Source organism: Nostocoides vanveenii (assembly GCF_039531165.1).
Taxonomy (GTDB): domain Bacteria; phylum Actinomycetota; class Actinomycetes; order Actinomycetales; family Dermatophilaceae; genus Nostocoides_A; species Nostocoides_A vanveenii.
In genome coordinates this window covers 1-21933 of sequence record NZ_BAAAPN010000052.1, presented here as the reverse complement: position 1 = coordinate 21933, position 21933 = coordinate 1, and the positions used below count along the sequence as shown (strand labels likewise).

Genomic DNA, 21933 nt, shown 5'->3' with positions numbered 1-21933 from the left:
ATGCGCATCTGACTCTCGGGCCGCTAGGAGCGAAAGGATGGGTTGTGGGACTCATTTTGACGTCCCGCTGACTCGTCACCGGTCTCGCCCCCCAGTCCGGAGGTCTCGTCCGCCATGTCCGACACGTCGCTGGACGCCCGTCGCGGCGTCTCGGCTCTCGCGTTTCGGCTGGGTGCCCGCTGGGCGCAAGGGCAACGTATGGACGTGCCCCTGCCTCGCGAGGTCGCCCTCGGCATCACCCGCGCGACGGCCGTCGGCCTGGTCGCATCGATCGCGACAGCATTGGGCTCCGTCGACGACTATGACGCCTACCGGACCTGGCCGATGGTCGTGGCCTTTGCCGTGATGGTGCCGTGCACCGTGCTGTGCGTCGCCGGCACTTTGCTGCGACCGAGTGACTTCGGCCCGATCCGGATTCTTGCCGCGGTCACGCTCGTCGTGCTCGTGCTCTACGGTCTTGCCGGAGCGCCGCGGTGGCCGACGTTGCCCTACTCGCCGCTCCACATCCTGGTGATGCCGGGGATGATGCTCATGCCGGTCGCCTTCGGGGTGCGGACGGCCGTCGCCAGTGCGCTTCTCCTCGGCGTGGTCACCGCACGCGCGCGCATCGCGGGTGTCGGTGTCTATCAAGGAACTTGCGAGAGCGTGTACTTCGCCGCGTGCGTGCTTGCCTTCGCCGTGCTCTACGGCGTTGTCACCCAACTGGTCGCCACGATCAACCACGCCGAAGAAGTGGCCAACCGGGCCACCGCCACCCAAGCAGCGACGCGCGCCGCCCTTCGGGCACGCGCCCAGTTCGACGACATGATCCACAATGTCGTGCTTGGGGCTTTGGTGCAGGCGACGTCGGCCACCGACGCACCCGCTCGGGCCGTGGCCCGTGACCTAGCAGGCCAGGCCCACCAGGCCCTCAACCGCCCGCGAGACGGTATGCGCGGCGCTCCGCCCAATCGCTGGCGGGCTGCCGTCGCCGATCAGGCCGCGGCCCTCGGCTTGCAGGTCGACATCCAGCAGCGGGGGCAGCCGGCCGATGGAACGCAAGCCGCCGCACTGCTCGATGCGACGGTGGCGGCCCTGACAAATGTCCGGCGTCATCCAGGCACGTCCGAGGCGTCGGTCCACGCCCGGTTCGACGCCGGCGCGCAGGTGACGATCCTCGATGACGGCGTGGGTTTTGATCCGGCCCGCGTCGATGTCGGGCGCTATGGCCTGCGGGTGGCCATCGGCGACCGGCTCCGGACCGTCGGTGGCACGGCGCAGGTTCGTTCCGCCCCCGGGAATGGCACGCAGATCACCCTCACCATCCCGCCGGCTGCGGCCTCCATCGCCTCCCCAGCGCCGGATCTGCACATCCTGCGGCATCCCGTCCTGCTGCTCGCGCTTTCGCTGATCCAAGCCGGCTATCTCGCGATCGGCTGGCTCTACCTCGACACGGCGCGCCTTCCCGTGCTCAATGTCGTGTTCGCCGTCGGCATGCTCACGATGACGGCGCTGCTCTTGGACCAGCCTTGACCGACGACGAACGCGCGGCCGCGGCCCGCACCGAACTTGCCTTGCGCGACCAGCTGCGCAATCCATTGCTCCTCGGCACGGTCGCCCCCGCCCTCAAGGTCCAGATCGAGATCGCCCGCCGCCGCGGCACCCACGTGGAACTCCAGACTGAGCCGCTCCATGACCTGGTCATCCTCACCCTCGTGGCGCGCGTGCTCCGCGATAGCCTCCCCACTCTCGGCGCCACCGCCACGATTCGGGCCGTCGCGACCGGCCCGGATGCTGCGTCTGTTTCGGTCACCGCCGGTCCTCTGGCCTCCGTGGCCGCACCTGACGGGGTCGTCACTCGCGCAATGACCGATGACGATTTCTCGATGCTCTCGATCACCCGAGCGGGTGCGTCGGACCCGACGTGAGCCAGGCGCCTACGATGCCGGGCATGTGCCGCAATATCAGGCCGCTGAACAACTTCGAGCCGCCCGCCACCAGCGACGAGGTCCACGCCGCGGCCTTGCAGTATGTCCGCAAGGTCGCCGGGACGACGAAACCCTCGGCCGCGAATCAGGCCGCCTTCGACAAGGCGGTCGCCGAGATCGCGCACGTGACCGCGCACCTGCTCGACGATCTGGTGACCACCGGCCCGAAGAAGGACCGGACGGTCGAGGCGGCCAAGGCCCGCGCCCGTGCGGCCGAGCGCTACGGCCGGCCGGCCTGACGGCGCGAGCCACGGCATACGTGAAGGACGCACCCCCGATCGTCGCCGCCCTCCGGCGCGCCCTCGGTGAGCACGGCGACCCCGAGCGCGCAGCCGGTCAGCAGCGCTATATGAAATCGGTGATGCCCTACCGCGGCATCACCAGCCCGCACCTGCGCTCGATCGCGCGCGCCACCTTAGCGGCCACGCCGCTGCCGCAGACCCGCAACCAATGGACGTATGCCGTTCGCCTCCTCTGGGACGACGCCGCCTTCCGCGAGGAGCGGTATGCCGCGTCGCTCCTCGCGCAGCACCGCAGCGCCCGCGCGTGGCAGGACCCGATGACGCTCGGGCTCTATCGCCACCTGGTCGTGACGGGCGCCTGGTGGGACTACGTCGACGACGTGACCAGCCATTGCATCTCGCCAATTCTGTTCCAGCACAACGCGGCCGTCACGCCCACGATGCGGGAGTGGGCCCGCGCGGACGACCTCTGGCTGCGCCGCTCAGCGATCATCAGCCAGCTCCCGTTCAAGGACCGCACCGACACCGCGCTGCTGACCGACGTGATCGAGGCGAACGTGGAGGGCACGGCATACGGGCACGAGTTCTTTGTCCGCAAAGCGATCGGCTGGGCGCTACGGCAGTACGCACGCGTCGACCCCGACTGGGTGCGCGCCTTCGTCGCCGCGCACGAGCCAGAGTTGTCCGGGCTGAGCAAGCGCGAGGCGCTCAAACACCTCCGCTGATGCCCGCGGGGTCACCCCGCGGGCATACGGCTCGTCTTCGTCGGGCGGAAGCGATCAGCGAGGCGCCATATTGATCGAGCCACCGGGCACGGCGCGACCGGCCGCACCCAGCCGGCACGGCTCGCGCCGGGAGCCGATGATCGTGAGGGAGGCCGAGTCGATGAAACACTCCGCGGTCTTGCTGGGCTCGGTGTAGTAGCTGATTCCGACCTGGCCGAAGCTCAACGCGGAGTCGTATCCCGACCACTGGTGGGTCCCGTTGATGTGGAAGTCGAGGTAGTCGCCGTCGACCCAGACCTCAACGAAGTTGTACCCGGTGGAGAAGACCGACGAGGTTCGGGTCCAATTGACCACTGCTCCCTCCGTGCCGTTGGCATTGATGCGCCAGACCGAATACCAGCCCTGGTTTGCGTACTGGAAGAGATAGGACGGCTTCCAGTTGCCTGTGCCGTCGACACTGCCCGGGTTGCCGCGCACGACCAAGGCGTTGGCGGCTACCCCGGTCGAGTTCCCACGGCGTCGCATCCGCACCGCGTAGTAGAAGTCGCTGTAGTTGCCCGTGCGCTTGGTCGAGACACGCATGCCGGGGATTCCGCGCGAGTAGAGATTCCCGGGCTTGAGCGTCCACGTGCCGCGGACATTGGACCAGCCGGCTTTGCTGCCGTTGAAGGTGCTGTTGAATCCCGCCGGTGCGGCGTGGGCCGCCTCAGGCAGCAGCAGTCCGGTCACCGGCACGACCGCGGCGGCGGTCAAGAGTGAGCGTCGATCCATGATTCCCTCCTGAAAGGCAGCGGTCGCCGAGTGCGGCCGCTCGCCCACCAGGAGCCGCGCCGTCGGTCCCGTGATACCACGCGCTGCTGTCGGGTCTCCGCCAGTCGGCGCCTGTCCACTTTCGATTGGGCTGAATCGGCCACGCGACGGGGCGGGGCAGACTGGGGCGCTATGGATGACCGGAGCCTGGCCCGCGAGATCGTGCGGCTCGCCGTGCCCGCTTTCCTCGCGCTGATCGCCGAGCCGCTCTTCCTGCTCGCCGATTCGGCGATCATCGGCCACCTTGGGACGGTCGCGCTCGCCGGTCTGGGGCTGGCGAGCGCCGTCCTGCTCACCGTGGTCGGCGTCTTCGTCTTCCTCGCCTACGGCACGACCGCGGTCGTCGCCCGCCAACTCGGCGCCGGCTCCCGCAGCGGCGCGCTCGCCGCCGGCCTCGACGGCACCTGGCTCGCGATCGCCTTGGGTGCCCTTGTCGCCGTGCCGCTCGCGCTCTGCGCCGAGCCGGTATGCCGTGCCTTCGGCGGCAGTGGCGCCGCCCTCGCGCCGGCGGTGAGCTACCTGCGGGTGGCGGCGATCGGCATACCGGCCATGCTGGTAACGCTCGCGTGCACCGGCGTGCTGCGCGGCCTGCAGGACACGCGCACGCCGCTGGCGGTTTCGGTTGCTGGGTTCGGGGCGAATATCGCCCTGAACGTCCTCTTTGTCTATGGATTCCATTGGGGCATAACGGGCTCCGCTGTCGGGACGGTCATCGCGCAGACCGGCATGGCCGCCTGGTTGCTCGCCGTGCTCGTGCGGTACGCCGTTCGCACCCGCGCCCGCGTCCGTCCCCATCCGGCGCGCGTTCTCGCCGCTGCCCGGGGTGGGGTGCCGCTGCTGGTGCGGACCCTAGCGCTGCGGGCGGTGCTCGTGCTGACCACCTGGGTCGCCGCGCGGCTGGGCGTGGTCTCGCTTGCTGCCTATCAAGTCAGTGCCACGATCTGGTCGTTCCTGGCGTTCGCGCTCGACGCGCTCGCGATTGCCGCGCAGGCCCTGACCGGCAAGGCGTTGGGGGCCGGCGACGCCGCCGAGGCGCGGGAGTTGACGCGGCTGATGGTGCGCTGGGGCCTGTGGTGCGGCGTGGGCCTCGGCGTCCTGCTCGCGGTCGGCCACCGGGTGATCCCGATGGTCTTCACCACCGATCCGCTGGTACGTGACGCAATCGCCGTCGGCCTTCTCGTCGTGGCCCTCAGCCAGCCCGTCTCGGGGGTGGTCTTCGTCCTCGACGGGGTGCTCATCGGTGCCGGTGACGCGCGGTGGCTGGCCTGGGCGATGCTCGTGGTGCTTATCGTCTATGTGCCGATGGCGCTGGCCGTGCACTGGGCTGCGCCCGCCTCGGCCCCCGCGGCGCTGGGCTATCTGTGGGTCGCCTTCACCGGCTTCATGCTCGCCCGCGGCGCCGCCCTGCTCTATCGCGCCCGCACCGATGCCTGGCTGGTCCTGGGCGCCGACTAACTCTCTTCGATGGAGCGGGAGTCGGTGAGGGTGTTCGCGCCATAGGTGGCGACCGGGCCGACGATGACGGCGAGCAGGACAAGGGCCAGGCGTTCCCCGTGCAGGAAGGCGGCAATGGTCGCGTTGTCCCAACCGCCCACGCCGGCGGTGCCGAGGGCAGCCGCGAGGACGGTGCCGACGACGGCGATTCCCACGCTAGTGCCCACCTCCTGCGCGGTGTCGTTGAGGGCGGCTCCGACCGAAGTGCGGTTGACCGGCATCGCATCGACGAGCGCGATCGCGCAGATGGTCATGATGGTTCGCAGGCCGATGGTCATCCCGACCATTGCGGCGGCGATGGCGGCATACCCGTGCGGGACTGCCCAGGCCATGCCCGCCAGGCTCCGTCAGCGTTGCCGCCGCGACGAGGGTGGCGATCCGGTGCCCCAAGCGCGCAGCGAGCTGCTCGGCGACCGGGGTGGCGAGCAACATCGTGACGACGAAGGGCAGATTAGCCAGTCCGGCGCGCATCGGGCTCCACCCGTAGGCGTCCTGGAAGTGCAGAGTCAGCGCGAAGATCGCACCGATCATCGCGACGCTGCCGCCGAGTTGCGCCAGCGCGGCACCGCGGATCGTCCGGTTCGCCAGCAGAGTCAGGTCGAGCATGGGGTGTTCGGCCGTGCGTTCGCGCCGGACGAAGCCGGCGGTCGAGGCGACCGCGACCAGCGCAGCGAGGAGGGTGAGCGGCGCGGTCCAGCCGTGCTCCACCCCGCTCGTCAGGACGTATGCCGTGCTCCCCATCATCAGCATCGTCAAGACCGCGCCGGGCGCGTCGAGGGGAGCGTCGTGCAGGTCGCCGGGCGCGTCGGCGGGAATGCCGATCCGCACGCCAAGCACGGCGATCGCGGCGACCGGCAGGTTGACGGCGAGCAGCCAGTGCCAAGCGAGCTGGCTGAGCATGGAGCCCGCGAGGATCGGGCCGAGTGCGAAGCCGCTCATCCCGAGACGATCATCAGCGTGATGGCCCGCATCCGTAGGCGCTCGTCGTCGACAAGGCGGTAGACCAGGGACATGGTCACCGGGGCCATCCCGGCCGCGGCGCTGCCGAGGGCGGCGCGCACGGCAATGAGCTGCCCGGCGGTGGTGACGAACAGCACCACCCGCTGAGCAGGCCGAACGCGGTGAGCGCCCAGAGCAGGACTCGGCGACGGCCGAGGCCATCGGCCAGGGAGCCGGCGGTCAACAGCAGCAGTCATGTGGGTGAACCTCCAATCGAACGTGGTTCGGTATCGAACTGTGTTCGAGAATAGAACATCGTTCGATTGAACGCGAGTCCTGTGCTTGGATGGCCGTATGCCGCCCGCTCGCCGTGCACCCGTAGCCTCCGCGGCCGCGCGTGGCCGCCGGGCCCAGCATTCGCTGGACTCGATCCTCGCGGGCGCCATCGAGCTGCTCGACGAGGCCGGCGAGGGTGCGCTGACGTTTCGGTCGCTAGCCGGGCGGCTCGGCGGCGGCGTCGGCAGCATCTATTGGTATGTCGCCGGCAAGGACGAACTCATCCAGCGTGCCGCCGACGAGGTCATCGGCCGACTGCTCGCGCAGACTGCCGCGACAGTCACCGGCGGCGACCCCTTCACCGCGCTCCGCACGCTCGCCATGGCGCTCTACGCCACGATGCACGAGCACCCCTGGATCGCCGTGCACCTGATGCGCGATGTGAAGCTTCAGCCCAATTCGCTGGTGCTCTACGAGCGCTTCGGCCAGCAGGTGCTCCGGCTGCCGCTGACGTCGCGCGAGCGCTTCCACGCTGTCTCGGCCATCGTCAACTACACGACCGGCGTGGGCGCGGAGTTGGGCCAGTCGCCGGAGTTGGCCGCGGCATACGTCAATGTCGATCGCCAGGAGTTTCTAGCTGCGCAGGCGCGGGCGTGGCTTGCAACCGACCCGGAGCGATACCCGTTCATCCACGAGATTGCGCAGGAATTCGCGGCCCACGAGGACATCGATCAGTTCGCCTCCGGGCTGGATCTGCTTCTCGCCGGCCTGCGCCTCCAGGCGGGCTGACCCGGTCGAGCCGCTGCGCTCTGCACGCGTATCCGCTCCGCTGAGGTCGGACGAGTATCGGGCTAGCCGCGCGCCTCTCCTTCCCCACCCCCGACGCCCCTCACGTGTAGGTTGAAGTGACTTCTCCGGACCGGCAGGTGGCCTCAATGTCGCTGACCAAGACTTTCCTGAGTTGGCCCGTGCTGCGCCAGGTCACGCAGGGCGACTTCCTCGGCCGTGGCCCCGCGGTGACCTCGGCGAAGACCCGAGCGTGGACCGCGCGCACCGAGACCGCCGACCGGGTCGTGCAGAGCGTGTGCCCCTATTGCGCGGTCGGGTGCGGGCAGCGGATCTATGTCAAGGACGAGAAGGTCATCCAGATCGAGGGCGATCCCGACAGCCCGCACAGCCGAGGCCGGTTGTGTCCAAAGGGATCCGCGAGCGAACAGTTGGTCAACGCCCCCGGACGCCCCACGACGGTCCTTTACCGTCGCCCGGGCGGCACGGACTGGGAGCCGCTCGCCCGGGACACGGCGATCGACATGATCGCCGAACGTTTCGTGGCCGCCCGGCGCGCGCACTGGCAGGACACCGACGAGCACGGGCGCCCGCTGCGCCGGACCATGGGCATCGCCAGCCTCGGCGGGGCCACGCTCGACAACGAAGAGAACTACCTGATCAAGAAGCTCTTCACGGCTGCCGGGGCGATCCAGATCGAGAATCAGGCCCGTATTTGACACTCCGCAACGGTCCCCAGTTTGGGGTCCTCGTTCGGGCGGGGCGGCGCCACTCAAGCCGTCCAGGATCTCGCCAACGCTGACTGCATCGTCATCCAGGGCTCCAATATGGCCGAGTGCCATCCGGTGGCCTACCAGTGGGTCGGTGAGGCAAAGCTGAAGGGCGCCAAGGTCATTCACGTCGACCCGCGCTTCACACGGACCTCGGCGACGGCCGACAAGCACATCCCGATCCGGGCGGGCTCCGACATCGTTCTGCTCGGCGCGCTGATCAACCATGTGCTGAGCAACGACCTGTGGTTCACCGACTACGTCGTGCACTACACCAATGCCGCCCACCTGATCCGCGAGGACTTCAAGGACACCGAGGACCTCGGTGGCCTCTTCTCCGGCTACGACCCCACGACCGGGGCCTATGACCCGGCGTCGTGGGCCTATGCGGACGGGTCGCAGGGCACCGGCGTCGACGACTGGGGCGAGGAGCACGGCTCGACCGCGTCCGCGCGCTCGGCCGGCGACGCCCTCGGATCCGGTGGTCCGTCGCTGGAGCACGCCGAGATCCGCACCGACCCGACGTTGCAGGACCCGCGCACCGTCTTCCAGATCCTCAAGCGGCACTTCGCCCGCTATACGCCCGCGATGGTCGCCGACACGTGCGGCATCCGGGTAGAGGACTTCGACTATCTGGCGCGGGCAGTGACCGAGAACTCCGGGCGCGAGCGGACGACGGCCTTCGTGTATGCCGTGGGGTGGACGCAGCACACCTTGGGTGCCCAGTTCATCCGCACGGCGGCAATCCTGCAGCTGCTGCTCGGCAACATGGGCCGCCCCGGCGGTGGGGTGATGGCGATGCGCGGGCACGCGAGCATTCAGGGCTCCACAGACATCCCTACGCTCTACAACATCCTGCCCGGCTATCTCCCCATGCCGATGGCAGGCCTGCACGACACCTGGGCGGAGTACATCGACTCGATCGGGAGCAAGAGCCAGAAGGGCTTCTGGGCCGATGCCGATGCCTATGCGGTCAGCCTATTGAAGTCGTGGTGGGGCGACGCTGCCACGGCCGAGAACGACTGGGCCTACGACTATCTGCCGCGGATCTCCGGAGCGCACGGGACCTACCAAACCGTCCTGGCCATGCTCGACGACGAGGTCGACGGCTACTTCGTGCTCGGCCAGAATCCCGCGGTGGGCTCGGCCAACGGGCGTCAGCAGCGGCTGGGGCTGGCACATCTGAAGTGGCTCGTCGTGCGCGACCTGGCCCTGATCGAGACCGCGACCTTTTGGAAGGACGGCCCCGAACTCGCAACCGGTGAGCTGCGGACCGAGGACATCGCCACCGAGGTCTTCTTCCTGCCGGCCGCCAACCACACCGAGAAGGGCGGGACCTTCACCCAGACTCAGCGGCTGCTCCAGTGGCACCACAAGGCGATCGACCCGCCGGGCGATGCCCAGAGCGAGTTGGAGTTCTTCTATGAACTCGGCAAGCGAATCCGCCATCTATTGCGCGACAGCGAAGACCCGCGCGACCGGCCGCTGCTCGATCTGACCTGGGACTACCCGCTCGACGCCTCGGGTGAGATCGATCCCGAGGCCGTCCTGACCGAGATCAATGGCGTGCATCTGAGCTGGGACCAGGCCGGCCGGCCGCTTGACGGCTTCGGTGAGATGCGCGCCGACGGCTCCACCACAGGCGGCTGCTGGATCTACTCCGGCGTCTTCGCCGGTGGCGTCAACCGATCGATGAACCGCAGGCCAGGACAGGAGCAGAACGAGGTCGCCCTGGATTGGGGCTGGGCGTGGCCGATGAACCGCCGGTTGCTCTACAACCGCGCCTCGGCCGACCCGGACGGCAAGCCGTGGAGCGAGCGCAAGCGGTATGTCTGGTGGGATGAGGATCGCGGCACCTGGGCCGGCGACGATGTCCCCGACTTCCCCCTCACGACGGCTCCGTCCTATCGTCCCGATCTCGGTGTGGGTGGCGCGGCGGGGCTGGCCGGCGACGATCCGTTCATCATGCAAGCTGACGGGAAAGGCTGGCTCTTCGCCCCGCGCGGCATGGTCGACGGACCGCTGCCCACGCACTACGAGCCACAGGAGAGTCCGGTCCGCAACCCGCTCTATCCGCAGCAGCAGAGCCCCACGCGAATCGTCTTCCCCCGCAAGGACAATCTCTTCAGCCCGTCGGCGGGCGAGCCCGGCTCGGAGGTCTATCCCTATGTGTTCACGACCTACCGGCTGACCGAGCACCATACGGCTGGGGGCATGAGCCGCTGGCTGCCCTATTTGTCGGAGTTGCAGCCGGAAATGTTCTGCGAGGTCTCGCCGGCGCTGGCCGCCGAGCGCGGTCTCGAACCCTATGGCTGGGCGACGATCATCTCGGCCCGCACCGCGATCGAGGCGCGAGTCTTGGTGACCGACCGGATGACGCCGCTGGTGGTCCGCGGCCATACCGTCCACCAGATCGGACTGCCGTACCACTGGGGAATCGGCCGCGAGGCCGTCGTCTCGGGCGACGCGGCGAACGACCTGCTCGGCGTGGCCCTGGATCCGAACGTCCAGATCCAGGAGAGCAAGGCCGGTTCGTGCGACATCCGGCCAGGGCGTCGGCCCCGCGGCGAGGCGCTGCTTCGCCTTGTCGAGGAATACCAATCCCGTTCCGGCGCAACGGTGATGACCGACAACACGCTCGTCACCGAGGCCGACGCGGAGGGACACGCGCCGGCACCCGCAGAGGAGGAACGCTGATGGGCTTTTGGCACGAGCAACTCGCCGGACCGACCGACCCGGCTCGCGACGCAGGCTGGGGCACCGATCGGCAGCCGCGCAAGGGCTTCTTCACCGACACCTCGATCTGCATCGGCTGCAAGGCCTGTGAGGTGGCGTGCAAGGAGTGGAACACGCTGCCGATGGACGGCGATCTGTCGATCCTCGGGATGAGCTACGACAACACCGGTGATCTCGGTGCGACGACGTGGCGGCATGTCGCCTTTGTCGAGCAGACCGCCGATCGCATCGCCGACGCCCGCCGCAGCGGTGCCGCGCTCGTCGATCTCGGTATGCCGTCCGCCCGCCCCCCGGACGAGGCCGCGGTCGCCGAGGTGCCGGACCTCCGGTGGCTGATGGCGTCCGATGTGTGCAAGCACTGCACGCATGCCGGGTGCCTCGACGTCTGCCCGACGGGGGCGTTGTTCCGCTCGGAGTTCGGGACGGTCGTGGTGCAGGCGGATGTCTGCAATGGCTGCGGTTACTGCGTGCCGGCCTGCCCTTTCGGGGTGATCGAGCGGCGAGAACCCTTGCCCGACAAGCGTTCTGCCGAGCGGGTAGGCGTCGCGCAGAAGTGCACGCTGTGCTACGACCGGCTCGACGCCGACCTGACGCCGGCGTGCGCCAAGGCCTGCCCGACGACCTCGATACAGTTCGGCGATCACGACGAGATGCGCCGGCGGGCGCACGAGCGGGTCGAGGTGCTGCACGCCCAGGGGCTGACCGAGGCTCGCGTCTATGGCGGCAATGAGCATGACGGGGTCGGGGGGACGGGCTCGGTCTTCCTGCTCGTGGACGAGCCGGAGGTCTACGGCTTGCCGCCGGATCCAATCGTCGCCACCGCTCGGTTGCCCGAGATGTTCCGCGCAGCCGGTTTCGCCGCGACCGGTTTGCTCGCCGCTGCCGCCTTCGCCTTCCTCGGCAGGCGCCGATGACCGTCAATGCTTTCGACGCCGACCGCGGGCCGGAGTTGCCCCGTCGTCGCCGCCGTAGCGGTGGCGAGGGTCGCCGTCGCGATCCCAATGTGATGGTGCCGGATGCCCAGTTTGCCAGCTATTACGGGCGACATATCGTCAAACCCGCACCCTGGGGAAACGAGATCCCGGCCTACTTCTTCCTGGGTGGCCTGGCCGCCGGGTCCGGGTTGATCGGGGCGTGGGCGCACGCCTGTGGCTATGACGTGCTGCGCCGCAACGCGCGGCTGGGAGCGATGGCCGCGGTCGGCCTGTCGGGCGGGGCGCTGGTCGCCGACCTCGGCCGCCCTGAGCGTTTCCTCAACATGATGCGCACGGTCAAGCTGACCTCGCCGATGTCGGTGGGGACGTGGATCTTCAGTGCCTTCAGCGCAAGCGCCGGGCTCGCGTTCGCAGTCGAAGCGGCAGATCTTCTCGGCGTAGGACGTGGGGATTCCTTGCCGCAGAAGGCCATCGGGGCCGGCGTGAAGGTAGCCGCACCCGTGTCGAGCGTCGGCAGCGCCGCCTTCGCGGCGCCGCTGGCTGCCTATACAGCCGTGCTCTTGTCGGACACAGCCACCCCGTTGTGGCAGGAAAGCTACCGAGAGCTGCCGTTCGTGTTCACCGGCTCGGCGCTGGCCGCGTCGTGCGGGCTGGCCATGATCACCACGCCGCCAGCGCAGACGAGCGAGGTGCGGCGGCTGGCGCTGATGGGGGCGGCGACGGATGTCACGGCATACCACCTGATGGCCAGGCGGCTCGGCGAGATCGCCGAGCCGCTCGCGCACGGCCGGCCTGGCCGGCTCGCCAGGGCCGCCGAGGTGTTGACCATCGGTGGCGCGCTGGGGGCGACGGTGCTCGGCCGCAACCGGATCGGTGCGGCGCTCTCGGGTCTGGCCTTGATGGCGGGATCGGCCTACACCCGGTCCGCGGTGGTCGAGGCGGGCATCGAGTCGGCCAAGGACCCGAAATACACCGTCCTCCATCAGAAGGCGCGGCTGGCCGCTCGTCGCGCTGCCGGGATGCGCAGCGACTCGATCACGACGGCCTGATCGCGTCAGCCCGCAGGACGGCGGACACGACGGCAAGGTAGTAGTCGACGCCGGTGGTGAGGATGTCGTCGTTGAAGTCGTAGTCGCGGCTGTGCAGCGGTGTGCCCCCGCGGCCGGGCTCGGTGCCATTGCCGACGAACGCGAAGCACGCGGGAATGTGGCCGCCGAAAACACCGAAATCTTCGCTCGCCGTGATCGCCGGTGCCTCGCCCGTGACCCGGACGCTCCCGAGGGCCTCGCGGGCGGCGGCAACGACCAGTGCGATAAGCCCGACGTCATTGACCGTGGGCGCGAACTCCCGGGTATAGCTCACGACGGCGCGCACCACGCCGTCCGGGCCACCCTCGGCGTTCGCGAGGTGGGCGAGCTCCGCCGTTGCACCGAGCACCATGGCCATGTGCCCGTCGTGCCCGCACGCATGCATCGCGCCCGCGTTGCGCGAGCCGTATGCCCGCCCGGGCACCTCGTCAAGCGGGAGGCCGTCCAGGTCCGCGCGCAGCCTGATGACGCGGCCGCCGCGGCCGAGGGTCAGCGACCCCACCACGCCAGTCCCGCCGATGCCCGTGGCTACGTCGAAGCCGAGTCCGTGTAGCACGTCCGCGACATAGGCGGCGGCCTCGTCCTCGGCGAACGCCGTTGCGGGTCGCTGGTGCAGGTCGCGCCGCCATCCGATCAGGCGGTCAACGCGGGTCGAATCCGGCATTGGCGGCCGCTCCTTCCGTGCTGATCAGGATGACGTGCGTCGCGGGACCCATCCTCAGACTCGCCCGGCCATCGGGCTCGGCGAGAGCCGCATCGACGCCCGCAAGCGACGCCGCGCCGCACGGGCCCGCACCGATCCCGTTGTCGCGCAAGAGATTCAATGCCCAGGAGGCCTCGGACACGCCGATGCCGGCATCGAGTCCGGATCGGATCACTGGCCAGGCGGTCGCAGAGACGGTCCCGCCGTTGAGGCCGGCCATCGAGGTGGGCGCCGATCGAGCCCGCCGCCTGATGCACGGCTGCGTCATAGATCAGCCCGGTGTCGATGACCTCGGCACCCTCCCCGGCGATCACATCGATCGTGCTCGCCGGAAGCCCACCCGGGACCTAGATGCGGGCCACCACGCCGAGATGACGCGCCAGCCTGGCCAAGGCGCGCCCGTGATTGCCGTCGGTCGCCGTGACCAGGCACGTATGCCGTGTGCGCGCCACCTCCTGCAGCCCCGCCAAGGTCGTGGCCGGCGCCCGGCCGACGGCCTGACACAGCGCGCGGTTGACCGCCCACGACGCGCCGAGCACCTTGAAGGCCTGCGGGCCGAAGCGGTCCGACTCATCCTTGACTTGTGCCGAGGCCACACCCAGCGGCGCGCGAGGTCGGGGAGGTCGATGAGGGGAGTCACGGTATACCCGGGGATGCTGCGATGGAAGTCGCGGGCCGGGGGCGGGGGTGCCGGCATACGTGAAGGAAGCGTCGGGGCGAGCGCTGGCCCACGGCCGGGCCGGGGGCGAGGCTGAGTCGGCGGTCACGCAGCGAATCGTCCACTCGCGGCGTGCACGGGCGCGGACGTAGGGTCTCGGCGTGCGTTTGGACGGAGTGCGGATCGAACGGGCCGACTTCGGCGACCCCTGGCTGGCCGACTTCCTCCAGGCGCACCTGGACGACATGGCGCCGACCGCGCCGCCGGAGAGCCGGCACGCCTTGGACCTGAGCGGGCTGCAGGCGCCTGGCGTTCGCGTATGGGTCGGCACGATCGCCGATGAGATCGCCGTGACGGGCGCACTCGCGGCGATCGAGTCGGCGCATGAGGAGGTCAAGAGCATGCGGGTCGCGCCCGGACACCGAGGGCAGGGTCTGGCTCGGATCATGCTCGGCCGGCTGGTCGAGGACGCACGCGAGCGCGGCATTGCCCGGCTGTCCTTGGAGACCGGCAGCATGGCGTACTTCGCGCCCGCGCACCGTCTCTATCGGGCCGCCGGGTTTGTGGAGTGCCCGCCCTTCGGCAGCTATCTGCTCGACCCGAACAGCATCTTCCTCACCCGCGCCGTGTGATGGCGCAAACTGCCCAGGAATGCCGCCCCTTCGGGCTTCGTTAATACCCCCGACGGTATCCACCGTCCCGACCCGAGGGCCCACCATGCAGTTGACTGCGTATGACCGCTACCGCACCGGCACCCTGCTCTTCGAGCAGCGGCAGTATGCCGATGCCGCCCGCGAATTCGAGAGCCTTCTGGGCGAGGACGCGCCGGCATACGGTCTCGGTGACGCGCGCCAGCTGCTCGCGCGCTCCTACTACCACTCCGCCCAACTCGGCCGCGCCGAGCGGGCCGCCCGCGATCTCCTCGAGCGGGACGCCAGCGACGGCTACGCCGCGCTGCTGCTCGCTCGCACGCTGAAGCGTCAGGGCCGTGGTGACGAGGCGGAGCCGTGGTTCACGCGCGCGGCGGCCCTCGGCGAAACGGCCTGAGGCGCAACCGTCCGCACGCGACAAGGGGCTGGACGGGATGCGGTCGATCCATGGCCGAGATCCCCGGACAGCCTCCTTCCGCCGCTCAGCGATCCCAACGACCGTCCAGAAGTAGTGCGCGGTGTCCGACCAGGCAGTACTGCGCGACCCGCTGAGTCCGCCCTTCGACACCAAGGTTGCGATTGCCGTCCGCGACGACCTGGTGCCGTGGCAGCAGTTGAATGTCACCGCCTTCCTCAGTGCCGGGATCGCCGCCGCCCATCCGCACCTCGTCGGCCAGCGGTATGCCGATCGCGACGCCACGCCGTATCTCGCCCTGCTCGGCATTCCCGTGCTTGTCTTCGAGGCGAGCGGCGAGGTGCTGACGTCCGCGCGCGACCGGGCGGTGCCGCGGGGGATTCCGCTCGCGGTCTATACGCGCGAGATGTTCGCGACTGGCTACGACGCGGCCAACCGCCCCGCCGTCGCGGCCGTGCTTTCCGCCGAGCTCGACTTGGTCGGCCTCGCGCTTCACGGCCCGAAGAATGCCGTCGACAAGGTCATCAAGAGCGCGCGCCTGCACCCGTGATCCGCCGCCCCGTCACGCACGCCATCGGGCCGCCCGCGCTTTCGCTCGATGGGCACTTCATGTGCCAAGACCTTTTCGACCCGACTGCCCGCTCACGCAGCCAGGAGTCGTGTCAGGTGTGCTTCGAGCGGGCTGAGGTGGGCATCAGCGGTCTCGCCGGGCATGGGTGGCATCTCGCACGGGACGGCCGGAGCCGGACGGGGAGCTTCCGCGTTGCGGTTGGGTCCGGTCGAGTCGGCACTGGGCAGGCTTCGCCAGTCGTCGGCGATGCCGAGGTGGTCCCTGGGATAGCTCGTGTGGGTGCGGCCGATGGGGTCGGTCCAGGTGACGGTTCGGTCGGGGTGGATCGCGACCGTCCAGCCGGGTGACTGCTTGAGCCGGTGGTGTCGCCGGCACAGGGCTATCAGGTTCGCTGGGCTGGTGGGCCCGTCGGGCCATGGGGTGACGTGGTCGAGGTCGCAGAAGCGGGAGCTGATCGCGCAGCCGGGGAAGCGGCATTGCCGGTCGCGGAACCGGACGAGCCGGGCCATGGGTTCGGGGATCCGGTAGCGCGGGTCGGCGTCGTTGCCGGTGACGGTGCGGGTGGTGGCGCGTCGCCGGCCCCTCGGGCAAGGTGGCGCGTAGGACGCGCAGCGCGTTGCCCCCGAGGAGGGCGTGCACGTCGTCGCCGCTGAATCCCACGTCCAGCATCGCCTCCGTCACACGCACAGCCCGCTCGCGTCGACGGCGCAGGAAATGGCTCCGTCCCAGTCGGTGCCCAGAGCCACATGCTCGACACCGATCACATCGGCCGTATGCCGCATGGCTCGCGCTGCCGCGTCGACTCCCGTCCCGCCGACGGCATGCTCGAAGAGCGCAATGCCGACCGCGCCGCCGGTGGCGGCGACGCCGCGCAATTGGTCGTCCCAGAGATTGCGGGAGTTGTCGCAGGTTCCGCGAACTCCGGTGTGCGACACGACGACCGGCTTCGTCGCAATGCGCAGGGCCTCATCGATGACGGCCGCAGAGGAGTGCGCCAGGTCGAGCGCCACTCCGGCCGTCTCCATCCGGCCGATCAGCTCACGACCGAAGTCGGTCAGGCCGCCCTTGCCCACGCCCGCCGATGACCCGCCGGCGTCGTTGTCGAAGAAGTGCTGCAGCCCGATCATCCGGAAGCCCGCGGCCACCAACTCATCGAGGCCGTCGAGCCGGCCGTCTAGGGCGTGCGCGCCTTCGATGGCGAACAAGCCGCTCACTGTCCGGGGATCCGCAGTGCGCGCGGCAACGAGAGCCTCCAGGTCCGCCCGCGTGCGAACGATCCGCAGGCCCGCATCCGCGGCGGCCAAGGCGTGCAGCCGATCGGAGGCGTCGAGCGCCCTGGCGACGCGGCTCCTCCACGTCGGCACCGGCCGGCCCTGAAGGATCTGCAGGACGGTCACCAGGTCGCGACGAGGGTGATTGCGCTCGAAGTTCAAGCCCATCGGAGCGTGACTGGTCACCGCAAACACTTGCAGCGCAACATTTCCCGCGCGCAGGCGCGGCAGATCGAGGTGGCCGGAGCGACGACGCTGCGCGAGGTCACGACGCCACAGCAACGCGTCGCAGTGCAGGTCGACGATCGTCGCGCTGCGGTGAGTGTGCAGCGCGTCGGGGCGAACGGCATACGGGCCGGGGAGAGCGGTTGTGTTGAGCCGGCGATAGACGCCGGCCGCGAGGAGGCGACCGGAGAGCGCGGCCGACCCGGCCACTGCCACCGCGAGAGCGGCAACGGGCGCACGTGTCATGCGACGCATGCTGGCATGCGCCGCCGGCGTCAGGACGCGGACGGTTGTGGTTGGCCGATACTGTCGCGCAGGGTGTCGGTGGCATCCCAGTCGTTGGCGTGCATGGCCGCGACGACCATGTCGTCCTTGACCCAGTAGGCACGAAAGGCATCGCCATTGGCGACATCGGTCGAGCCCTCGATGTCGACGCGGTCGTAGCCCTCGGGCCCGACATTGCCGAAATACTCCATCCCCAGGTCGTACTGGTCGGTGAAGAAGTACGGCAGCCGCCGGTAGGTCTCGTCGGCGCCGAGGAGGTTGTGCGCCGCGACCTTGCCCTGCTCGATCGCCGTGTCCCAGTGTTCGACCCGAATCCGCCGGCGGAGTCCCGGATGCTCATGGTTGGCGATATCGCCGATGGCATAGATGTTGCGGTCGCTCGTGCGCAGCGTGGCATCGACGAGGACGCCATTGTCGACGTCGAGGCCGGCCTGTTCGGCAAGGGCCGTGTCGGGGATCGCGCCTATCCCGACGACGATGAGATCTGCCTCGGCCATATCCGCGGCCGTGACCGACGTCCCGAGCCGCAGGTCCACCCCGTGCGCCCGGTGCAGGTCGGCGAAGACCTGTGCCACTTCCGGCCCGAGGACACGTAGCAGGGGCAGCTCCGCGCTCTCGTAGACCGTCATCGTGCAGCCGGCTTCGCGCGCAGCCGCAGCGACCTCCAGCCCGATCCACCCGGCGCCGACGATCGCGATCCTGGCCCCTTGCGTCAGGGCGCCGCGCAGCCGCTCGCTGTCCTCGATGGTGCGCAGGTAGGCGACCGGCGGGCCGGCCTTGTCGGCCACCGCCAGATGCCGCGGCTGCGAGCCGGTGGCGAGGAGGAGGGCGGCATACGGCACCTGCTCCTCACCCACCGAGACCGTACGGCCGACCGCGTCGATCGCGGTGACGCGCGTGCCGAGGCGCAGGTCGATGTCGTTATCGGCATACCAATCGCGGTCGTGGACAAGGGCCTTCGTGAGCGGCTCCTTGCCCATTAGGTAGCCCTTCGACAGCGGCGGACGCTCGTAGGGCTCGTGCTCCTCGGCGCCGATGAGCATGATGGTTCCCGTATGCCCGCGCTCCCGCAGTTCGGTGGCAGCGCTCGCGCCGGCGAGGCCGGCTCCCACGATGACGAGGGTCATGTCCTGCTCCTCGGGTCCGGAGGGTGCCGGCGTTCGGTGACGACGGATTGATCCAATCAGTCTAGTCAAAAATGGCGCCAGGGCCGGGGCGGTGAGGGCGCAATCCCTGCTGTGCTGAGGGGGGTCAGGCACCACGGGTCAGCCGCACCACCGGGATGACCCGGTCGGTGCTGCGCTGATAGTTCGCGAAGTCCGGCGCCTCCGTGACGATGCGTTCCCAGACCTCATCGCGCTCCGCTCGCGGGAGGGTGGTCGGCGTGACCGTGAAGGTGGCAGCACCGACACGCAACCGCACCTGGTCGGGGTGGGCGCGCAGGTTGTGCAGCCAGGCTGGGTTCTGCGGTGAGTCAGCGAGGCTGGCGACCACGAGCCAGGAGTCGGGGGCTATCGGTGAAGAGGCGCAGCGGCACGGTCCGTTCCGCCCCACTCTTGGCGCCGATCGTCGTCAGATAGCCCAGGGGTGTCTTGCGTAGTTTCATCACCTGCTCGACGGGTGGCCGGACGCCTGACGGAGCATCCGACCCCGGGTTGCGCGGTCGACCGGTCGCGGTGAAGGCTGGCCCCGTGGACAACGAGATGTTCGCCTCGCGCCGGGAGCGAGTGCTCACCGCCATCCGGACGAGCACACGGCCGCTCGATGACGTCGAGCTCTCCAGGCGCAGTGGCGTGCGTCCTCGGCAGACGGTCAACACCATCTGCCATGCGCTCGCCACCGAGGGAATCATCGAGCGCCTCACCGGCCCGCACGGGTTGATCGTCAACCGATTGATCTCCGGCCCCGACGTCCTGAGCGCGTCGATGCTCGACCTCGACCTGCCTGCGCCAGTCATGCGCGCACCGGCCCGCGCGCGAGCCGCAGCACCGACGGCCGCGTCGAACGGAGATGTCATCGCCCAGCTCGGGCGGCGCCTCGGTCTCGATCTCGCGCCGCGCCGCATCAGTCATCCCAGCGGCGCCCAGGTGGGGATCGACGGCGTCGCGACCGACAACTCGGTGCTGGTGCAGGCCTGGACGGCTGCGGGCCCGGCGACCCCCGCGCAGCGCGCGGAGTTGGTCGCCGAAGCCGTCAAGCTCTTCTGGATCGGCCGGGTGGTCACCCCGATGCCCCGGCGACTGCTCATCTGCGCCGTCGACCCCGAGGCCATCGCCCACCTGACGCCACGCTCGTGGCAGAGCCGCGCCATCGCCGACCTCGGTGTCGAAGTCGGCCTCCTTGCTCGCCCCTGAGTGAGAGGGTGGGGCCATGGCGGGCGACCACGCACCTGACGATGGCGAGGGCCACGCCGAAGGCAGCGAACTGGGCGAGATGGACGCGCGGGGCCGTGCCCTGGAGACTCTCCTAGTCGCTCGCGGCCGGGGACGTCCCGTCTGCGTCCACCCGACGCCCCAGCGCGGTTCGCCGCACGGCCAGCCCATCACCGTGGCGTGACGGCGCCCGCGGATCAGCTCGACGCGGGGACGAGTGGAAGACCACCCAGACGGCGAATCCGAACGCTGCGCCTTGCCACAGGGTGATTCGTGGGTAGTACTCCGCGACCACGCAATGGAGCACGCCGAAACCGATCGCGAACGCGAAGTGGATGATGAAGGAGTAGATCGGCAAGTCGTTGCCGTTGAAGGTCACCGTGGTGTGGACCGTGTCAGCGCCCAGGCCGAGTTGCTCGAGGAGCTTCTGCGGGGGGTTCGTCGCATTCCGTTCGGGTGTGCGTGGCGGGAACGGCACCTTCCACAAACTCTCGGTTAACTCATCCCGGCGCGGCCAGGAGGCGAACCCCGTTGTCCCATAGGACGGCTCGCAGCCAGTCACGCCCGAGGTCAAGGCGCTCGATCGCTTCCAACTGGTGGAGATAGGGGTAGGGGATATTCGGGAAGTCGCTCCCGAGCACGATCCGGTCACCGAGATCGCCCAGACGCGGCAGCAGGTCCCGCGGAAGCGGCATCAGCGCCTCGGTGAAGTCGGTGAAGGCCATCGTGGTGTCGAGGTGGACATGAGGATGGGCAGCAGCGATGTCGAGGAATTCCGGATACTCCGGCATCCCGAGGTGTGCGATCACCAGTGTCAGTCGCGGGTGACGTGCGAGCATCGTGCGGATGGGGTCCGGACCGGTATACCGACCGGGCTCCGGCCCGCTCCCCGCGTGGATGACGACGGGGATGCCGCGTTCTGCGAGCAGACCCCAGACGGGGTCGAGCACCGGATCGGCCGGGTCGAAGCCCCCGACCTGGACGTGCACCTTGAACACTTCCGCACCCGCATTCACGGCTTCCAGCACGTATGCCGGTGCCCCCGCCTCCGCATAGAAGGTAGCCGTGTGCGCGCAATCCGGTGTGCGAGAAGCGAACTCGGATGACCAGGAGTTAAGCCAGGGCGCCATGTCCGGCTTGTGGGGATAGAGCATGGCCGTGAACCGCCGCACACCGAACGCGCGCAAAACGGCGAGCCGATCGGCCTCGTCGAGTTTGTAGGTGATCGGCCAGCGCAGGTCGCTCGGGTGCTCGGCTGACCCCAGCGACTCGAAGAAGTGCCACACCTTGGCGAGCACCTGGTCCGGCATGAAATGCGTGTGGATGTCCACGAGTCCGGGAAGGCCGTGACGTTCCAGGAACGCGGCGACCGCGGACGCCTGCGTCTCGATGCCGGCTGGCAGCGACGAGGAGCCCGGCCTCATGGCGATCGGAGGGGGAGGAAGGCGCGATAGGTCACCGCGGCCGCGCCGCTCGCCGTCGACATGCAGTGGCTGGTCGACATTCACCGGGTCAGCATGTCAGCGGTATGCCCGCCCTGCCGGCGGCGTCGGCTCGCTCGTGGAGGACGAGCAGCATCCTTTGGGACTGCCAGGTGCCAGGCGTCCCAGAATGCCGGACGCAGGCCGGGCGTTCTCATGGCAACTCCTTGGGGTAAAGAGTATTTACAAGTGCACGAGTATTTAACGAAAGTGCTTGCACTGCTATTGCAATGAGTGATGGGAGGATCCTGGTGACCTATGTGATTGCCCAGCCGTGCGTGGACGTCAAGGACAGAGCATGCGTCGAGGAGTGCCCGGTCGATTGCATCTACGAGGGCGGCCGGTCGCTCTACATCCACCCGGACGAGTGCGTCGGCTGCGGCGCCTGCGAGCCGGTCTGTGGTTCCCCCCGAATCGTGGAGGTTGTCTCTTAGACCGTATGGAGTGACCGCTCAGGATGGTTGAGTCGGTTGCGGGCCGGGGCCTCACTCACAAACACTCGTGGGTTACCGAGCAGGGGCCGCCTGCTCGGCC

Annotated in this window: 26 protein-coding genes and 1 pseudogene; 14 read left to right on the top strand and 13 right to left on the bottom strand. The window is 69.2% G+C overall.

All coding sequences use genetic code 11. The features are described from left to right. Positions 1–114: 114 nt before the first annotated feature. The 4 genes from ABD209_RS11590 to ABD209_RS11575 are packed head-to-tail and all read left to right on the top strand — an operon-like array spanning position 115 to position 2934. A complete protein-coding gene (locus tag ABD209_RS11590; protein ID WP_344066362.1) occupies positions 115–1512 on the top strand; it encodes a sensor histidine kinase in 1398 nt (465 codons plus the stop codon). Then, positions 1509–1907 (top strand): hypothetical protein, encoded by a 399-nt coding sequence (locus tag ABD209_RS11585; RefSeq protein ID WP_344066359.1) that lies wholly within the window; start codon positions 1509–1511, stop codon positions 1905–1907. The genes ABD209_RS11590 and ABD209_RS11585 overlap by 4 nt, the downstream gene beginning before the upstream one ends. 23 nt (positions 1908–1930) lie before the next feature. Continuing rightward, positions 1931–2206 carry a DUF2277 domain-containing protein gene (locus tag ABD209_RS11580; protein WP_344066415.1) on the top strand — a complete coding sequence of 92 codons (276 nt, stop codon included), beginning with the start codon at positions 1931–1933 and terminating at the stop codon, positions 2204–2206. 20 nt (positions 2207–2226) lie between these two features. Next, on the top strand, positions 2227–2934 hold the full coding sequence (locus ABD209_RS11575) for a DNA alkylation repair protein (RefSeq protein WP_344066356.1): 708 nt from the start codon (positions 2227–2229) through the stop codon (positions 2932–2934). Positions 2935–2988: 54 nt separating this feature from the next. Here ABD209_RS11575 and ABD209_RS11570 read toward each other — a convergent pair whose 3' ends face one another. Next, on the bottom strand, positions 2989–3705 hold the full coding sequence (locus tag ABD209_RS11570; RefSeq protein WP_324387607.1) for a hypothetical protein: 717 nt from the start codon (positions 3703–3705) through the stop codon (positions 2989–2991). 171 nt (positions 3706–3876) lie between these two features. Between ABD209_RS11570 and ABD209_RS11565 the strand changes: the two genes are divergently transcribed. Beyond that, positions 3877–5199: an MATE family efflux transporter gene (locus ABD209_RS11565; protein ID WP_344066352.1), complete on the top strand. Its 1323-nt coding sequence runs from the start codon at positions 3877–3879 to the stop codon at positions 5197–5199. Here ABD209_RS11565 and ABD209_RS11560 read toward each other — a convergent pair. From ABD209_RS11560 to ABD209_RS11550, 3 genes are read right to left on the bottom strand one after another with little or no spacing between them, the layout of a single operon-like run. After that, complete coding sequence (locus ABD209_RS11560) at positions 5196–5393, bottom strand: hypothetical protein (protein WP_344066349.1); 198 nt, start codon at positions 5391–5393, stop codon at positions 5196–5198. The genes ABD209_RS11565 and ABD209_RS11560 overlap by 4 nt on opposite strands. A gap of 1 nt (position 5394) precedes the next feature. Next, positions 5395–6177 carry an efflux MFS transporter permease gene (locus tag ABD209_RS11555; protein WP_344066346.1) on the bottom strand — a complete coding sequence of 261 codons (783 nt, stop codon included), beginning with the start codon at positions 6175–6177 and terminating at the stop codon, positions 5395–5397. Next, positions 6174–6338 (bottom strand): hypothetical protein, encoded by a 165-nt coding sequence (locus tag ABD209_RS11550; protein ID WP_344066343.1) that lies wholly within the window; start codon positions 6336–6338, stop codon positions 6174–6176. Before ABD209_RS11550 ends, ABD209_RS11555 begins: the two co-directional genes overlap by 4 nt. Positions 6339–6531: 193 nt before the next feature. Between ABD209_RS11550 and ABD209_RS11545 the strand changes: the two genes are divergently transcribed. The 4 genes from ABD209_RS11545 (at position 6532) to nrfD (ending at position 12729) form a co-directional block, all read left to right on the top strand. Further along, a complete protein-coding gene (locus ABD209_RS11545) occupies positions 6532–7242 on the top strand; it encodes a TetR/AcrR family transcriptional regulator (protein WP_344066340.1) in 711 nt (236 codons plus the stop codon). A 146-nt stretch (positions 7243–7388) separates the two neighbouring features. Continuing rightward, entirely contained in the window at positions 7389–10706 is a 3318-nt protein-coding gene (fdh, locus tag ABD209_RS11540; RefSeq protein WP_344066337.1) for a formate dehydrogenase, read from the top strand. Next, the gene (locus ABD209_RS11535) at positions 10706–11659 is read left to right on the top strand and encodes a 4Fe-4S dicluster domain-containing protein (RefSeq protein ID WP_344066334.1); all 954 of its coding nucleotides are present in this window, start codon (positions 10706–10708) and stop codon (positions 11657–11659) included. Before fdh ends, ABD209_RS11535 begins: the two co-directional genes overlap by 1 nt. Continuing rightward, complete coding sequence (gene nrfD / locus ABD209_RS11530; RefSeq protein WP_344066331.1) at positions 11656–12729, top strand: NrfD/PsrC family molybdoenzyme membrane anchor subunit; 1074 nt, start codon at positions 11656–11658, stop codon at positions 12727–12729. The genes ABD209_RS11535 and nrfD overlap by 4 nt, the downstream gene beginning before the upstream one ends. Here nrfD and ABD209_RS11525 read toward each other — a convergent pair. From ABD209_RS11525 to ABD209_RS11515, 3 genes are all read right to left on the bottom strand, one after another. Next, positions 12716–13432 (bottom strand): M20/M25/M40 family metallo-hydrolase, encoded by a 717-nt coding sequence (locus ABD209_RS11525; RefSeq protein WP_344066328.1) that lies wholly within the window; start codon positions 13430–13432, stop codon positions 12716–12718. The genes nrfD and ABD209_RS11525 overlap by 14 nt on opposite strands. Next, a complete protein-coding gene (locus tag ABD209_RS11520; RefSeq protein ID WP_344066325.1) occupies positions 13410–13646 on the bottom strand; it encodes a hypothetical protein in 237 nt (78 codons plus the stop codon). Before ABD209_RS11520 ends, ABD209_RS11525 begins: the two co-directional genes overlap by 23 nt. A gap of 172 nt (positions 13647–13818) precedes the next feature. Then, entirely contained in the window at positions 13819–14067 is a 249-nt protein-coding gene (locus tag ABD209_RS11515; protein WP_344066322.1) for a PALP domain-containing protein, read from the bottom strand. 223 nt (positions 14068–14290) lie between these two features. Here ABD209_RS11515 and ABD209_RS11510 point away from each other — a divergent pair, with 223 nt between their 5' ends. The 3 genes from ABD209_RS11510 (at position 14291) to ABD209_RS11500 (ending at position 15744) form a co-directional block, all read left to right on the top strand. Next, complete coding sequence (locus ABD209_RS11510; RefSeq protein WP_344066320.1) at positions 14291–14761, top strand: GNAT family N-acetyltransferase; 471 nt, start codon at positions 14291–14293, stop codon at positions 14759–14761. Positions 14762–14846: 85 nt separating this feature from the next. After that, on the top strand, positions 14847–15176 hold the full coding sequence (locus ABD209_RS11505) for a tetratricopeptide repeat protein (protein WP_344066317.1): 330 nt from the start codon (positions 14847–14849) through the stop codon (positions 15174–15176). Positions 15177–15297: 121 nt separating this feature from the next. Beyond that, positions 15298–15744 (top strand): DUF2000 family protein, encoded by a 447-nt coding sequence (locus tag ABD209_RS11500; protein ID WP_344066314.1) that lies wholly within the window; start codon positions 15298–15300, stop codon positions 15742–15744. Positions 15745–15836: 92 nt separating this feature from the next. On the opposite strand, the gene ABD209_RS11495 is transcribed toward ABD209_RS11500, so the two are convergent. From ABD209_RS11495 to ABD209_RS11480, 4 genes are all read right to left on the bottom strand, one after another. Beyond that, positions 15837–16274 (bottom strand): HNH endonuclease signature motif containing protein, encoded by a 438-nt coding sequence (locus ABD209_RS11495; RefSeq protein WP_344066311.1) that lies wholly within the window; start codon positions 16272–16274, stop codon positions 15837–15839. A gap of 168 nt (positions 16275–16442) precedes the next feature. Next, positions 16443–17507 carry a dipeptidase gene (locus ABD209_RS11490; protein WP_344066308.1) on the bottom strand — a complete coding sequence of 355 codons (1065 nt, stop codon included), beginning with the start codon at positions 17505–17507 and terminating at the stop codon, positions 16443–16445. Between the two features lie 29 nt (positions 17508–17536). After that, entirely contained in the window at positions 17537–18673 is a 1137-nt protein-coding gene (locus tag ABD209_RS11485) for an NAD(P)/FAD-dependent oxidoreductase (RefSeq protein ID WP_344066305.1), read from the bottom strand. Positions 18674–18797: 124 nt separating this feature from the next. Next, positions 18798–19100, bottom strand: a complete 303-nt coding sequence (locus ABD209_RS11480; protein WP_344066302.1) for a nitroreductase/quinone reductase family protein — start codon at positions 19098–19100, stop codon at positions 18798–18800. 137 nt (positions 19101–19237) lie between these two features. On the opposite strand from ABD209_RS11480, the gene ABD209_RS11475 reads away from it, so the two are divergent. Then, a complete protein-coding gene (locus ABD209_RS11475) occupies positions 19238–19900 on the top strand; it encodes a hypothetical protein (protein ID WP_344066299.1) in 663 nt (220 codons plus the stop codon). 112 nt (positions 19901–20012) lie between these two features. Here the strand turns inward: ABD209_RS11475 and ABD209_RS11470 are convergent, their stop codons facing one another. Together ABD209_RS11470 and ABD209_RS11465 are read right to left on the bottom strand one after the other, a co-directional pair. After that, positions 20013–20396: a DUF1440 domain-containing protein gene (locus tag ABD209_RS11470; protein WP_344066296.1), complete on the bottom strand. Its 384-nt coding sequence runs from the start codon at positions 20394–20396 to the stop codon at positions 20013–20015. A 22-nt stretch (positions 20397–20418) separates the two neighbouring features. Then, on the bottom strand, positions 20419–21426 hold the full coding sequence (locus ABD209_RS11465; protein WP_344066293.1) for an amidohydrolase family protein: 1008 nt from the start codon (positions 21424–21426) through the stop codon (positions 20419–20421). A gap of 224 nt (positions 21427–21650) precedes the next feature. Between ABD209_RS11465 and ABD209_RS11460 the strand changes: the two are divergent. Beyond that, positions 21651–21800: pseudogene (locus ABD209_RS11460) on the top strand (4Fe-4S binding protein); the annotation flags it as partial. Positions 21801–21933: the final 133 nt, after the last annotated feature.